This window comes from Antrihabitans stalagmiti, assembly GCF_016482825.1.
Lineage (GTDB): Bacteria > Actinomycetota > Actinomycetes > Mycobacteriales > Mycobacteriaceae > Antrihabitans > Antrihabitans stalagmiti.
In genome coordinates this window covers 72,984-87,286 of sequence record NZ_JAEMNV010000002.1, presented here as the reverse complement: position 1 = coordinate 87,286, position 14,303 = coordinate 72,984, and the positions used below count along the sequence as shown (strand labels likewise).

The following is a 14,303-nucleotide window of genomic DNA, read 5'->3' as shown; positions in this document are numbered from 1 at the left end:
AGGCACTGTAGCTACGAACAGGGGAGCACCAGGTGGTGAGGTCGAGCGCGTTGTTCACCAAACGAAACCCCGACGCGCACCCCGACTTCTTTGCGGCGGAGGCCGCAGGGTTGCGCTGGTTAGGCGCGGCGGGCGCTCCGGTGGTCGATGTGATCGATGTCGCGCAGGACCACATCGACCTCGAACGGCTGATGTCCGGTCGGGCCGACCCCGCCGCCGCGCGCGTCCTCGGGAGGGCTCTCGCAACGATGCACGACGCCGGTGTCGACGGTGGTTTCGGTTGTCCGCCGGACGGATTCGCCGGGCAGATCTTCATCGGTAGACGCCCGATGAGCAGTACACAACACAGCCGGTGGGGTGAGTTCTACGCCGCCGAACGGGTGGTCGGGTTCGTTCGAATCGCTGTCGACGCAGGCAGTGTGTCGACCGAGCAACTCGGCGATATCGAACGTGCCTGCGGCGCTGTAGCCGACGGCACATTCGACGACGATGCCGCGCCCGCACGGATCCACGGCGACCTGTGGAACGGCAATGTCGTATGGACGCCCCGCGGAGCGGTGCTGATCGATCCGGCAGCCCATGGTGGCCACCGCGAGACGGACCTTGCGATGCTCGCGTTGTTCGGCTGCCCATTCCTGCCCGACGTCATCGCAGGTTACTGCGACGTGCATCCGCTGCGGCCGGGGTGGCAGGAGCGGGTGCCGCTGCACCAGCTGCATCCGCTCGCGGTCCACGCCGCAGGCTACGGACCCGGCTACGGTCGGCAATTGCACAGTGCCGCAAGGGAGGTGCTACGGCTGCTCTAGCTCGACGCTCACTCGGTTGCCCGTCTGCAGCGACAGCAATCCTGCCGCACAGACGGCCGCGGCCGCGTAGCCGTCCCAGGCGCCCGGGCCGTCGACGAACGAGCCGGTCGCCGGTCCCGCGTGTACGGCGTCGACCCAACTCTGCACCTCGGCGTCGTACGCAGCGGCGAAATGGTCGATGAAGCCGGGACTCTTTCGACCGAAACCCAAAGTTGCACTGCCGCTTTCGCCGACGACCTCCATACGAACCTCGTACCCGATGCCACTCGTGACAAAGAGTTCCACATCGACGAGCCTGCCGGATGTGGTCTCCATGATCACCAGCTGAGGGTCCTGCAGTCCGCGTCGCGCCTGCGAATTGGGTGTGGGCCTCAGCACCTGAACAGACCGGATTTCCTCGCCGAGGAGATACCGCGTGGCATCGATTTCGTGCACGAGGCAGTCTTTGATGACCATCGAGCTATCGAAATAGTCTGGTACAGAGGGATTTCGGTGCACACAATGCGCAACGAGAGGGGTGCCGAGCTTGCCGCTCGCGATCGCGTCGCGGAGCGCGAGGTACTCGGTGTCGTAGCGGCGCATGAACCCGACCTGGACGAGCTCGACGCCCGATTCGATTTCGCGACGGACGATGTCGAGGGCAGTCTCGGCTTCGGTCGTCAACGGCTTCTCGCACAGAACCGGTTTGCGTGCGGCGAGGCAAGCGAGGACCTGCTTCTCGTGCATCGTTGCCGGAGACGCAAGGACAACCGCGTCCACGTCGTCGGCCGCGATCGCGTCGTACGGATCGGCGACGGCGCGGGAACCGGGCGCAAACGCCGAGACAGCCGCGGCGCGATCGGGGAGTACGTCGCTGACGACCGTGCAGCGCGCGCCGCGGACGCGTTCGACGATCCGCCGGACATGATCGGCGCCCATCACCCCGACGCCGACTACCGCAACACGTAACTCGTCGCGCCCGGTCATCGCACATCCTCCGGTGTGAAGTGCAGCGCGGGTATCCCGCACCCCGACAAAAACTTCCGTGTTCGCTGCGCAATCGGCAAAGGCCGGTCCGGCTCGCACGGATACATGTCCTGTTCGACGATCGCGAAGACGTCGACGTCGAGGTGAGCGATCGCAGCGAGAATCGGTGGCAGGTCGGGAATGCCGGTGGGCGGTTCTGTCATCACTCCGCGCCGGACCGCATCGCCGAAAGGCACGTCGTCCGTCGTCACCGCGGTCGAGATGGCTGGGTCCACCTGCTTGAGATGGAGGTAGCCGATGCGATCCGGGTACTTGCCGATGATCTCGAGATTGTCCCCACCGCAGTAGCTGATGTGGCCGGTGTCGAGGCAAAGATGCACAAAGTCGGGGTCGGTGGATTCGAGCAGCCGATAGACCTCGGCAGGTGCACCGACATGACTGTCTGCGTGCGGATGATATTGCAAGGCAACGCCGTAGCTCTCGTACATCGCCTTGGCGAGGCGGTCGACGCCGGACGTTTTCGCGTGCCACTGCTCGGCCGACAGGTCGCGGCACTCGAGATCTGCGCCGGTCGCCGAGTCGCGCCACATCTCGGGAATGACGACAACATGTTTGCCCCCCGCAGCCGCGGTGAGCTCCGCAACCCGACTCACCTGACGCCACACGGCATCCCAGGATCCGGGTCGGTGCAGTTGCTCGAAAACCGTTCCTGCCGAAAGGGTCAGCCCGCGTGAGTCGAGTTCGTCCCGCAGTTGCTCGGGGTCGATCGGTAGATAGCCGAAGGGCCCCAACTCGATCCACCGATAGCCGGCCTCGGCAACTTCGTCGAGAAAACGGTCGTAAGGCAGTTGCCGTGCATCGTTTGCAAACCAGACACCCCACGAGTCCGGTGCCGACCCGACACGGATCACACTCATGGTTCGGGTTCCGATTCCGCCGGCCGGAAGTAGGTCCGCTGCGCTGCTCGCGAGGATTCGTACCGTGCGCGGGCCTCTTGCGTCGAGGGCAGCGCCGATACCTCGGCAACCGGTACATCCCACCAGGATTCGCTACTGGGTGACCTATCGGCAGGGTCGGTCTCGACGACGACGACGCTGACCGTTGTGCGTTCCATCGCCTCGCGAAGGGCGATGGCGAACTCGGCGCACGTCGAGGCCTTGCGCACATACGCACCGAGGCTTGCCGCGTTGGCGGCGAGATCGACGGGCAACGGATCGCCACCCAACCGGCCGTCGGCCGAGCGATAGCGGTACTCGGTGCCGAACCGCTGCGAACCGATGGATTCCGACAGACCGCCGATCGACGCGAAGCCACGGTTGTCGACGACGACGACGATCAGCCGGACGCGTTCCTGAATTGCAGTGATCAACTCGCCTGCCATCATCAAGAACGACCCGTCCCCGACCAGGACGAACACGGTGCGATCCGGACTCGCGAGGGCGACGCCGAGTCCGCCCGCAATCTCGTATCCCATGCAGGAGTAGCCGTATTCGACGTGATAGCCCTTCGGGTCACGCGCCTGCCACAACTTGTGCAGATCGCCGGGCATGGAGCCCGCGGCACACACGACGACGTCGCGCGGTGCCGACACGGTGTTGACGATACCGATGACCTGGGTCTGGGTGATCGCATCAGCCGAAGGGGCACAGGCGGTTACGACGGTCGCACGCCACGAGGAGGCGAGGACTCTCGTGCGTTCGCGGTGCTCGGCAGGCACCTCGTAGTCGGCGAGTTCCATGATCAGTTCGTCGAGTGTCGTGCGTGCATCGGCCTGCACGCTCACGGCACTGTTTTTCACTGCGTCGAGATTCGCGATGTTGATGTTGACGAATCGCACGTCCGGATTCGCGAACGCAGAGTTGGAGGCAGAGGTGAAATCGCTGTAGCGCGTACCGATTCCGATGATCACGTCGGCGTCGGCGGCAATCGCGTTTGCAGCGGTCGTACCAGTCGCACCGATCGCGCCGACCGACTGCGGGTGATCGTGGCGAAGCGCGCCGGTACCTGCCTGCGTGTGCGCTACCGGAACGCCGGTCTGCTGTGCGAAGCGCGCCAGCGAATCGGTAGCCCGCGAATAGATCACGCCACCACCGGCGATGATCATCGGCGCACGCGCTGCCCGAATCACCTGGATCGCGCGTTGCGTAGCCTCGTGATCCGGTCGTGGGCGACCGATGTGCCAAACCCGTTCGACGAAAAGGGCTTCCGGCCAATCGTGTGCCTGTGCTTGGACGTCTTCCGGCAGCGCGACAACGACCGCACCGGTATCGGCTGGATCGGTGAGCACTCGCATCGCGCCGAGCAGCGCTCCCGGAAGCTGTTCGGGACGCCACACTCGGTCGAAATACCGTGACACCGGCCGGAATGCATCGTTGACCGTCACGTCGCCGCTGTCCGGCAGCTCGAGTTCCTGCAGCACCGGGGTCGCCACCCGCGTTGCGAAAGTGTCGGAAGGCAGCAACAGCACCGGGATTCTGTTGATCGTCGCCAACGCGGCTCCGGTGACCATGTTCGTCGCACCCGGACCCACACTCGTTGTGACCGGCAAGGTTTGGAGCCGGTCCGCCGCGCGGGCGTAACCGACAGCGGTGTGCACCATGCCCTGCTCGTTGCGACCGAGGATGTAGGGGAGCGCGCTCGGATCGTTCGACTCGGATTCCAGCAGTGCCTGACCGATGCCCGCGACGTTGCCGTGCCCGAAGATCCCGAGGCACGCGGGAAACAGACGCTGGGTGACTCCATCGCGTTCGGTGTACTGACAGGTCAGGAATCGGACGAGTGCTTGACCGACCGTTGCCCGAGTTGTCTTCTCCGTCATGGGCGATCCGGAACCCGACCGAAGGGCAGCCGCGGGTCGATCGCCGCATCCGTCCATGCAGCCCGTATCCATGCCTGTTCGGGGTCGTCGGTGATCCGCCACGCGCGCACGTCGCCTGGGCCGGCCATCACGTTGAGGTAGTACATGTCGTGACCGGGTGCCGCGATCGACGGACCGTGGAAGCCGTGCGGAACGAGCACCGCGTCGCCGGAATGCACCTCCGCGAGCAACTCGATCGGCCGTGCCGGTGTGCCATGGATCCGCTGATAGCCGAAGCCGCGTTCGCCGGTGGGACCCGGTGCGATCTCGAAATAGTAGATTTCTTCGAGTTCGGTTTCGGTGTCGGTGTTTTCGTCGTGTTTGTGACTCGGGTACGAGGACCAGTTGCCGCCTGGGGTGATGACCTCGCAGGCGATGATCGAATCGGCTTCGAATTCGTCCGCGGTGGCGAAGTTGTGGATCTGGCGGCTGCAGTTTCCGGCACCGCGCTGTTCGACGGCTACCGCCTCTGCGGCAACATAGCGAAACGGATGTTGCGCCGCCGCGCGCGCACCGCAGAGTGCGAACCGGCCGCCGAACTCGCTGTCGATCGAGAACTCCGAATCCTTGCCGACATAGGCGAAGTCGGTAGGACCGTCGAAAACCGAAGCGCGACCCTGCAACTCGAACCGAGTGTCCCCACACGTCACGGCCGCCGAACCCGCAAGTGGCACGACGAGTATTTCGTCGGCTTCGGATTCGAGCGAGATACCTTCGTCCGCGGACAGGGAGACGATCCACAGACTCGTGTGGGCCCAGCCCGCCGATTCGGGCGTCACCGACAGCAGGACAGGTGGCTCGGAGGTCGGGTCCGCCACAATTACGAGTTCAGTCATCGTCCGACCATTCCTGCCGCCTCCGATTGTTCGGCGAGTGCGGCGACTTCGGCCGAAGTTGGCATCGCCGTCGAACATTCGAGACGGGACGCGACGATGGCGCCTGCTGCATTCGCATATCGCACAGTCTTCTCCAACGGCCACCCCGCAAGCAGTCCGTTGCACAAACTGCCTCCGAACGCGTCGCCCGCGCCCAAACCGTTGACGACGTCGACGATGTTCGGTGCGACCGTGACGGATTCGTGTGCCGTTTTGGCGAGCACTCCGGCGGGTCCCATCTTGACGATCGCAAGTTCGACGCCACAGGCGAGCAAGGCATCGGCTGCGCGGTCGGGATCTGTTTCCCCGACTGCGATTTCACACTCTTCGCGATTGCCGACGGCAACGGTGACGTGATTCAACGCGTCCCGGATCTGGGACCGCGCTGCTTCGGGCGACGTCCAGAACATCGGTCGGTAGTCCAGGTCGAGAACCGTCAGCGGGGCACGTGCCCGCGTCTCCCATGCTGCGAAATGCGCGGCACGGCTTGGTTCTTCGCATAGTCCGGTGACGGTCGACCAGAGCAGCGCGGCTGATCCGATGGCGTCGTAGTCGAGTTCGTCGGCGCGCACCTGCAGGTCGGGCGCACTCGGCTGCCGATAGAAGTAGATGGGGAATCGATCCGGCGCGAATATTTCGCAGAAGGTGATCGGAGTTGCCAGGTTGTCGTCCGTGCCGACGAAGCGAGCGTCGACACCCAGTTCGCCGAGACTTCTTCTGACGAAAGTCCCGAACGGATCGTTGCCGACTCCGGAGACGAGTGCGGTCGACAAACCGAGTTTGGCGGCGGCAACTGCGACGTTCGCGGCGCTCCCGCCGAGAAACTTGCCGAATGCAGTGACATCTGCGAGCCCGACCCCAGCCTGCAGCGGATACAGGTCGACGCCGCATCGCCCGATGGCGAGTACGTCGAATGCGCTGGTGCCTGCCGTCGTCACGTGTGGAGCTCCCGAGGTAGACGTGCGTTCTCCTGATCTTCGCCTTTCCGACATTGTCACAGATTCGTCGTCAGCGACGTCGACACGACTATCCCGAACAGCGGGTGACGCGCCTGACCAGGTCCTCCCATGCCTCACCGATCTGTTCGATCGTCATCCCGCGAGCCTTCGTCTGATGCATGAACAATCCGGCATCGAGTGGTGCGAGCAGCGCATCGGCAAGCAGGTCGACGTTGCCGGGTATCTCCGCCTGTCGAAGCAGCATCGCCACGTGCGCGTGACACAGCAGGTACGCCGGATGGATATAGCGCAGCTCGGTCGACGAGTCGGCTGCGCGTAGCACTTCGCCGGCGACCTCGACGAGTTCGAGGCGTGCGCGCCCGAACGCGATCAGACGGTCGATCGGATCGGCGCCAGGGCCGAGCGGGGGAGGGCCGAACATGAAGTCGTTCTGCAGTTGACTTTCGGTGTGGTCGAGCAGTGCCCGCATCATCCCGGCGCGGCTACCGAAGCGGCGAAAGACTGTGCCTTTGCCCACTCCGGCTTTGTTGGCGACAGCGTCCATCGTCACACAATCGGGTCCCTGTTCGGCGACGAGTGCTTCGGCTGCATCGAGCAGAAGTCGACGGTTACGGGCGGCATCGGCCCGTTCTCCGGGCTCGTTGCCGACAACATGCAGATTTTGACCGATCACGAAAAGAATTCTACTCGCCGGGAATGCAAGTGGACCGCGGTCCGTTTGTACTGCTATACCTGATGAAGAACCAACTCGATCGGTCTAAGGAAGTAGCTCAATGACTCAGTCTCGTGTTCTCGCACTCGTCGGAAGCCTTCGCGATGGTGCGGTCAGCCGTCAGCTGGCCGAAACGGCAGCCCACGTGGCGCCGGAGGGTGTCGCTGTCGACGTGTTCGACGGACTTGCCGATCTGCCCTTCTACAACCCTGACATCGACGATCCGAACTCGCCGATCCCAGCCGTTGCAGCACTTCGCGCGGCAACCGCTCAGGCCGACGCGCTCATCCTCGTGACGCCGGAATACAACGGCACGATTCCCGCCGTCCTGAAAAACGCCATCGACTGGATCTCGCGTCCGTACGGCATCGGCGCGATCAAGGACAAGCCGATCGCCGTCATCGGTCAGTCGCCAAGCGCAAACGGCGGCAAGTGGGCGCAGGAAGACACCCGTAAGGCCGTAGGCATTGCAGGCGGTCGGGTCGTCGACAATGCGACGCTCATCGTCGGAGGCACAGGCCAGAAGTTCGGCGACCTCCACCCGCGCGAGAACGTCGAGGTCTCGGACCTGATCGCCGGAGTCGTTACCGAACTCGTCGCAGCATCAGCGCCGGTCGCTGCCTAGGTCGCTTCGCGCCTCGTGAGTCCTTTCGGCGGGTGCGACCTCCGAAAAGACTCACGAGCGGCGTAGCCGCCTTTCTGGAACAGTGGATTGGGACGGACAGATTTCAGGTCCAAATCGAACCAGGAGGGCTGCATGGCTGACGACAACGTCGTCGACGGCTGGCACGAAACCGAAGCGGATCGCCGCGTTCGCATCTCTGCTCAGGTCCGACAGTGGTGTGAGCTCGGCCGCATCGACACCGTCGACCGACCGCTGTCCGACGACGCGGCTGTGCTCATCGCCGCAGGTCACCTGGACGAATCGACTCGAACAGTCCTGCTGAACCGGCGAGCCGAAGGACGAACCATCCCAACGGTCGGCGGTTTCGGTGCGTTGCGCCTGGTTTTCGACGAGTACCGGCGCGTCCAGGAAAAGGCGGCACAGCTGCGGCCTGGACCCGTGCAGATGATCTACAACTACCGACTCGGGGAATTGCTACGACGTCTGCAGGCAGCGCGCAGCACCGTAGTGACATCGCCCACGCACTATGCGACCGGAATCCGCGCGATACGCCGCGACCGACGGGCAGGCGTCCACTTGGATCTCGAGCAACGAGACGCATTGTTCGCCGCATTGCGGGCGACACCGGCTCCGGCCCGCGCGACCTCGATGATCCAGGTGCGCGGTGTCGCGGTCGAAGCAGCGGAAAGACTCGCTCAGCAAACACGCAACGCCCGTCTTGCCGACGCAGGCCGCAGGGCTGCGGATGCCCTTGCCGGAAGTCCGGGCGGCGACGGGCAGTCGTTCACCGATCGGCACGACGCTCTACTGTTCCTTGCAGGCACCCTGTTCGACCGAATCGACAGCTCGCGGGTCTGGCATTCCGACCACTTTCTCGTCCAGCGGGCGCAGTTGGACCTCGCCGACGAACTGTTGCAGATCGCGGTCGACACCGTTGCGTTGCGAGGCATCGGAATCGAACTCGCGACTGCGGCGCGTGCGGCACGGTCGGACTCGGCCCGCGCCCAGATCGCAGCACGTGAGCGGGCTCTGGCTCCGGTATGGAATCAGCTCGTCGAGCGGGTTTCCGCGCTTGCTCGGATCGGCGATCTGCTCGGCAAGGCCGAGGAGCAACTGCAATCGATCGCCGCGGTCAATCACACGCTCAGCCTCGATTCGCGGATCGACGAGTTGCTCGCACGATCCGGCAATCGCGAACTCTCCGCGGCGAATACACATTTCGTCGGTGATCAGTTCGCCGATGTCGACGAGCTGATGATGACGTATCAGAGTGTGCTCGGCGCCGACATCGCCGCACTGACAGCACGTGGCACTGCCTGATTCATTCCTATGGTCCGATTGCTCTCCGCGGAGGACAATCGGCCAATGTTGGACAAAAGGCTGAAGACTGATCGGCGGAATCGGGTCCTTCGGGATGCCTACGGCGGCCCCTCCGGCGAGGCGTTCATGGTCATCGCCATCCTCACCATTCTGTTGACCCGCGCCTATCTGCACCTCACCGACTATCCCCAAGTCGGCGGCGGCAATCTGCACATCGCACACGCGCTCTACGGCGGTGCGCTGATGATGCTCGCGCTACTGATCGGCTGGACCTTCCTCGGCTTTGCGACGCGGGTGGTGTGTGTCGTCCTCGGCGGGATCGGGTTCGGGCTGTTTCTCGACGAGGTCGGCAAGTTCGTCACCAAGGACAACGACTACTTCTACGGTCCGTCGGCGGAGATGATGTACGTCCTCGTCGTCGTGTTGCTCGTTCTCGGCCGCATCGTTCGTGACGTTCGGCCGCCGACACCCGAGGAATGTCTGTCCAATGCGGCCGCCATCGCAGCATCGGGCATCGTGTCGGGCCTACCCGAGCATCGGCGGGAGTGGGCACGCCTGCTCGTCGACCGGGCGGAAGCCGACGGTGGCGACCCTGAGGTCGTTGCCGACATCCGGTCACTACTCGCGCACGCCGCCCCCGTGCCCGCACGACTCCGTGCGCTGCAGGAGCTGGTCCCGCGGCTGATTCCGGACTTCTTCAGAAGTCCCCGGTGGGTGCCGGTCGTCGGTTGGATTCTTGTTGCTCTGTCGTTCCTCGGCTTGGCGTTCGGTGCGCTCGGAGTCGCCCTCGGTGGCTATTTCTACGAGGACGACAAGGTGACGTTCGAGCTGGCCGGGATGAGCGTTGCGACGGCGATCCTGTTGGTCAGTGCGACCATCACGTTCGCTCTCGCCCTCCCGGCCATGCTCTACATGAACCGCACCGACCGCTTGTGGCCGATCCGGCTGCTCCGCGACGCGGCGCTGATCTTCACGATGCTCAACGCCCTTGTGCAGTTCGCGACATCCGGGTTCGCCGCGGTCGCCAACCTCGGTGTCGGACTGTTCGCGCTCCTCGTACTGAACTACAACATGAACCGCCGGATCGCCGCGCGCGCCGAGTTGCTCAGGACTCCAGTGGCGGTGGCGCCTGGTGCGTAGCGACGGCGATCCGATTCCAGACATTGATGGTGGCGATCGCCAGGATCATGTCCGAGAGTCCCTTGTCGCCGAACTCCTTGTTCGCACGCGCCCATAGGTCGTCGTCGACTCCGCCGGCGCCGATGTGAGTCACGGCCTCGGTGAGTTCGAGAGTCAGGCGTTCGCGGTCGTCGAAGAACGTGGCTTCCTTCCATGCCGAAACCGCGAAGATCTTCCGATCCGGCGTTCCTTTCTTCTGCATATCGACCGAATGCATGTCGACGCAGAAGGCGCAGCCGTTGAGTTGCGATGCGCGGAGCTTGATCAGCTCGATCAGATCGGACTCGACCTCTTTCTGTCCGTACATCTCGAGGCCGACGAGCTTGCGTAGGCCTTCGGGGCTGACATCGCCGATGGTGAAACGAGTCGACATTTCGTGCTCCTGTTCGTGTGCTTGCGTGGTTACAACAGGTGGACGAGGCAGCTCGCGAAAACGTGACAAGCCTCTTATGAAAACGACAACCGTTTGCATGTAGGCTGGATGGCATGAAGGTACGGAAGTCGCTGAGGTCGCTGAAGAACAAGCCGGGCGCACAGGTGGTTCGTCGTCGCGGCAAGACATATGTCATCAACAAGAAGGAACCGCGCTTCAAGGCGCGACAGGGCTGATCGGCCCGACGCGCCCGACGGCATCGAACGATGCGTCGGTGTGTAGCCAATCGGGTCGGTGCGCGGTCGATCGGCCGCACACCGACCCGAATCGACACGCCCTGATCGCGCTGGTGCGCTGGACCAGCTGCTCCCTTTTATAACGTACGTCGTACGGTGTTAGCCGAGCAATTACCCGACGCGGTCGAATGTGACGCACGACACGCCGACGATCGGCATAAATTCGCGAACTTTCGAAACGTCCACCAGGGAATTTCATCAATGTTGTTCGCAACATGTCGTGTTGCCCTTCCTTGTCGGACACTAGGTGTAGTGTCTTGAGGACTGGGAGACCACAACGGGGACGAGACCCGATCGGAGCCGCAAAGGCACCGGGCGAGCTCGAAACGGCGTTCTCTCTCCGTGGCACCAGCAACACATTCCAGCGTCGCAAGTCAGCTCTGAGTCGACTCGAAGGCCGTAGAAAGAGGGACCTAGATGACCATCACCGTGTACACCAAGCCTGCATGCGTTCAGTGCACCGCGACCTACCGCGCGCTCGACAAGGCGGGTATCGAATACTCGGTCGTCGACATCTCGCAGGACGCCGAAGCCCGCGACTACGTCATGGCGCTCGGCTACCTGCAGGCGCCCGTTGTCGTCGCTGAGGATTCGCACTGGTCGGGCTTCCGTCCGGACCGCATCAAGGCGCTCGTCACGAGCGCGGCCTAGTCAGATCGAGTTGGTGACGGGCAGATGAGTTCGCTTGTCTACTTCTCGAGCGCATCGGAGAACACACACCGATTCGTTCAGAAGTTGGATCTGCCCGCGACCCGCATTCCACTGCACGATCGCGAAGGGGCCTTCCGGGTCGCCGAGCCTTATGTGCTGATCGTTCCCACCTACGGCGGCGGTGCTCACATCGCGGGCCGGGACAACGGTCACGTTCCCAAGCCGGTTATCAAATTTCTCAACAACACACACAATCGATCATTGCTCCGGGCGGTCATTGCGGCCGGCAACACGAACTTCGGCGACTCGTATTGCTTCGCTGGAGACGTGATCTCGCAGAAGTGTCAGGTTCCGTACCTGTACCGCTTCGAACTCATGGGAACTGCTGAGGACGTCGAGCGCGTCCGCGAAGGATTGGGATTGTTTTGGCAACATATACCGCGACTCCATCAACCGACTCCGCTGTCGCGACTGGGCGCCTGAATCAGGGGCCGGTCCGTACTCCGGAGGCCACCGACGGGCTCGATTATCACGCACTCAATGCGATGCTCAATCTGTACGGACCCAACGGCGAGATCCAGTTCGAGAAGGATCGCGAAGCGGCCAACCAGTACTTCCTGCAGCACGTCAACCAGAACACAGTCTTCTTCCACAACATGGACGAGAAGCTGGACTACCTGGTCAAGGAGAACTACTACGAGCGCGAAGTTCTCGATCAGTACTCACGCAACTTCGTGAAGCACCTGATCGACCACGCGTACTCGAAGAAGTTCCGGTTCCCTACGTTTCTCGGCGCGTTCAAGTACTACACCTCGTACACACTCAAGACGTTCGACGGTAAGCGCTACCTCGAGCGCTTCGAGGATCGCGTCTGCATGGTTGCGCTGACCCTTGCGGCAGGCGACGAGATTCTGGCGAAGGAATTGGTCGACGAGATCATCGCCGGACGCTTCCAGCCCGCGACTCCGACGTTCCTCAACTCCGGTAAGAAGCAGCGCGGCGAGCCTGTCTCGTGCTTCCTGCTTCGTATCGAAGACAACATGGAGTCGATCGGGCGTTCCATCAACTCGGCGTTGCAGCTGTCCAAGCGTGGCGGCGGAGTTGCGTTGCTGCTCACCAACATTCGTGAGCACGGCGCGCCGATCAAGAAGATCGAAAACCAGAGCTCGGGCGTGATCCCGATCATGAAGCTGCTCGAGGATTCGTTCTCCTACGCCAACCAGCTCGGCGCGCGTCAGGGTGCAGGCGCGGTCTACCTGCACGCGCATCACCCCGACATCTACCGGTTCCTCGACACCAAGCGTGAGAACGCCGACGAGAAGATCCGCATCAAGACGCTGTCCCTCGGCGTTGTCATTCCCGACATCACGTTCGAGCTGGCGAAAAAGAACGAGGACATGTACCTCTTCTCGCCATACGACGTCGAGCGGATCTACGGCGTTCCGTTCGCCGATATCGACGTAACCGAGAAGTACTACGAGATGCTCGACGACAAGCGCATTCGGAAGTCGAAGATCAAGGCGCGCGAGTTCTTTCAGACGATTGCGGAGCTGCAGTTCGAGTCGGGCTACCCGTACATCATGTACGAGGACACCGTGAACCGTGCGAACCCGATCGCGGGCAAGATCACGCACTCGAACCTGTGCTCGGAGATCCTGCAGGTGTCGACGCCGTCGGAGTTCAACGACGACCTCTCGTATTCCCATGTGGGCAAAGACATTTCGTGCAACCTGGGTTCCTTGAACATCGCGAAGACGATGGATTCGCCCGACTTCGCGAAGACGATCGAGGTGTCCATCCGGGCACTCACGGCCGTCTCGGATCAGACACACATCTTCTCGGTGCCGTCGATCGAGCAGGGCAACAACGATTCGCATGCCATCGGTCTCGGGCAGATGAACCTGCATGGGTACCTGGCACGCGAGCGCGTCCTGTACGGCTCCGAAGAAGGCATCGACTTCACCAACATCTACTTCTATACGGTGTTGTTCCACGCGATCCGGGCATCGAACCTGATCGCCAAGGAACGCGGCAGCTACTTCAAGGGCTTCCCGGAGTCGAAGTACGCGTCGGGTGAATTCTTCGACAAGTACACCGACCAGGTGTGGGAGCCGAAGACCGACGTCGCGCGGCAGTTGTTCGTCGACGCCGACGTGCACATCCCGACCCAGCAGGATTGGGTCGAGCTCAAGGCGTCGGTCCAGGAGTACGGCATCTACAACCAGAACCTGCAGGCCGTCCCGCCGACCGGATCGATCAGCTACATCAACTACTCCACCAGCTCGATTCACCCGGTGGCGTCGAAGATCGAAATCCGCAAGGAAGGCAAGATCGGCCGCGTGTACTACCCGGCGCCGTATCTCACCAACGACAACCTGGACTACTACCAGGACGCGTACGAGATCGGCTACGAGAAGATCATCGACACCTACGCTGCGGCGACTCAGCATGTCGACCAAGGGCTTTCGCTGACGCTGTTCTTCAAGGACACCGCGACGACCCGCGATATCAACAAGGCGCAGATCTACGCGTGGCGTAAGGGCATCAAGACGCTGTACTACATCCGGCTGCGTCAGATGGCTCTCGAAGGCACCGAAGTCGAAGGTTGCGTCTCCTGCATGTTGTAGGCGGCTCCGCCGCCTGTGCGCGGTCGACGGGTCTATGGACCCGTCGACCGCGCACAA

The 14,303-nt window shown here is 62.9% G+C and carries 15 protein-coding genes; 8 read left to right on the top strand and 7 right to left on the bottom strand.

Going from position 1 to position 14,303, the window contains the following annotated elements; translation table 11 throughout:
• The first annotated feature begins 32 nt into the window (after positions 1–32).
• On the top strand, positions 33–806 hold the full coding sequence (locus JGU71_RS04945) for a fructosamine kinase family protein (RefSeq protein WP_372433102.1): 774 nt from the start codon (positions 33–35) through the stop codon (positions 804–806).
• Here JGU71_RS04945 and JGU71_RS04940 read toward each other — a convergent pair.
• The 6 genes from JGU71_RS04940 to JGU71_RS04915 all read right to left on the bottom strand — a co-directional run bounded on the left by JGU71_RS04940 (position 792) and on the right by JGU71_RS04915 (position 7,136).
• Complete coding sequence (locus JGU71_RS04940) at positions 792–1,772, bottom strand: Gfo/Idh/MocA family protein (protein WP_199702947.1); 981 nt, start codon at positions 1,770–1,772, stop codon at positions 792–794. The genes JGU71_RS04945 and JGU71_RS04940 overlap by 15 nt on opposite strands.
• The gene (locus tag JGU71_RS04935; protein WP_199702946.1) at positions 1,769–2,689 is read right to left on the bottom strand and encodes a sugar phosphate isomerase/epimerase family protein; all 921 of its coding nucleotides are present in this window, start codon (positions 2,687–2,689) and stop codon (positions 1,769–1,771) included. Before JGU71_RS04935 ends, JGU71_RS04940 begins: the two co-directional genes overlap by 4 nt.
• Complete coding sequence (gene iolD / locus JGU71_RS04930) at positions 2,686–4,590, bottom strand: 3D-(3,5/4)-trihydroxycyclohexane-1,2-dione acylhydrolase (decyclizing) (RefSeq protein WP_199702945.1); 1,905 nt, start codon at positions 4,588–4,590, stop codon at positions 2,686–2,688. Before iolD ends, JGU71_RS04935 begins: the two co-directional genes overlap by 4 nt.
• Positions 4,587–5,465, bottom strand: a complete 879-nt coding sequence (gene iolB, locus JGU71_RS04925; RefSeq protein ID WP_199702944.1) for a 5-deoxy-glucuronate isomerase — start codon at positions 5,463–5,465, stop codon at positions 4,587–4,589. Before iolB ends, iolD begins: the two co-directional genes overlap by 4 nt.
• Complete coding sequence (gene iolC, locus JGU71_RS04920) at positions 5,462–6,442, bottom strand: 5-dehydro-2-deoxygluconokinase (protein WP_307829497.1); 981 nt, start codon at positions 6,440–6,442, stop codon at positions 5,462–5,464. The genes iolB and iolC overlap by 4 nt, the downstream gene beginning before the upstream one ends.
• 88 nt (positions 6,443–6,530) lie before the next feature.
• Complete coding sequence (locus JGU71_RS04915) at positions 6,531–7,136, bottom strand: TetR/AcrR family transcriptional regulator (protein WP_307829496.1); 606 nt, start codon at positions 7,134–7,136, stop codon at positions 6,531–6,533.
• Between the two features lie 100 nt (positions 7,137–7,236).
• Between JGU71_RS04915 and JGU71_RS04910 the strand changes: the two genes are divergently transcribed.
• From JGU71_RS04910 to JGU71_RS04900, 3 genes are all read left to right on the top strand, one after another.
• Positions 7,237–7,800 (top strand): NAD(P)H-dependent oxidoreductase, encoded by a 564-nt coding sequence (locus tag JGU71_RS04910; RefSeq protein WP_199702942.1) that lies wholly within the window; start codon positions 7,237–7,239, stop codon positions 7,798–7,800.
• Positions 7,801–7,932: 132 nt separating this feature from the next.
• Positions 7,933–9,120 carry a hypothetical protein gene (locus JGU71_RS04905; protein WP_199702941.1) on the top strand — a complete coding sequence of 396 codons (1,188 nt, stop codon included), beginning with the start codon at positions 7,933–7,935 and terminating at the stop codon, positions 9,118–9,120.
• 45 nt (positions 9,121–9,165) lie between these two features.
• Positions 9,166–10,260, top strand: a complete 1,095-nt coding sequence (locus JGU71_RS04900) for a hypothetical protein (protein ID WP_199702940.1) — start codon at positions 9,166–9,168, stop codon at positions 10,258–10,260.
• Here the strand turns inward: JGU71_RS04900 and JGU71_RS04895 are convergent.
• Positions 10,226–10,672: a carboxymuconolactone decarboxylase family protein gene (locus JGU71_RS04895; protein ID WP_233528783.1), complete on the bottom strand. Its 447-nt coding sequence runs from the start codon at positions 10,670–10,672 to the stop codon at positions 10,226–10,228. The two genes, JGU71_RS04900 and JGU71_RS04895, sit on opposite strands and share 35 nt — an antisense overlap.
• A gap of 113 nt (positions 10,673–10,785) precedes the next feature.
• On the opposite strand from JGU71_RS04895, the gene ykgO reads away from it, so the two are divergent.
• The 4 genes from ykgO to nrdE all read left to right on the top strand — a co-directional run bounded on the left by ykgO (position 10,786) and on the right by nrdE (position 14,246).
• Positions 10,786–10,908: a type B 50S ribosomal protein L36 gene (gene ykgO / locus JGU71_RS04890; protein WP_199702939.1), complete on the top strand. Its 123-nt coding sequence runs from the start codon at positions 10,786–10,788 to the stop codon at positions 10,906–10,908.
• 477 nt (positions 10,909–11,385) lie between these two features.
• Positions 11,386–11,619, top strand: a complete 234-nt coding sequence (gene nrdH, locus JGU71_RS04885) for a glutaredoxin-like protein NrdH (protein WP_199702938.1) — start codon at positions 11,386–11,388, stop codon at positions 11,617–11,619.
• Between the two features lie 24 nt (positions 11,620–11,643).
• A complete protein-coding gene (nrdI, locus tag JGU71_RS04880; RefSeq protein ID WP_199702937.1) occupies positions 11,644–12,102 on the top strand; it encodes a class Ib ribonucleoside-diphosphate reductase assembly flavoprotein NrdI in 459 nt (152 codons plus the stop codon).
• Positions 12,103–12,164: 62 nt separating this feature from the next.
• Positions 12,165–14,246, top strand: a complete 2,082-nt coding sequence (nrdE, locus tag JGU71_RS04875) for a class 1b ribonucleoside-diphosphate reductase subunit alpha (protein ID WP_233528841.1) — start codon at positions 12,165–12,167, stop codon at positions 14,244–14,246.
• The last annotated feature ends 57 nt before the right edge of the window (positions 14,247–14,303 follow it).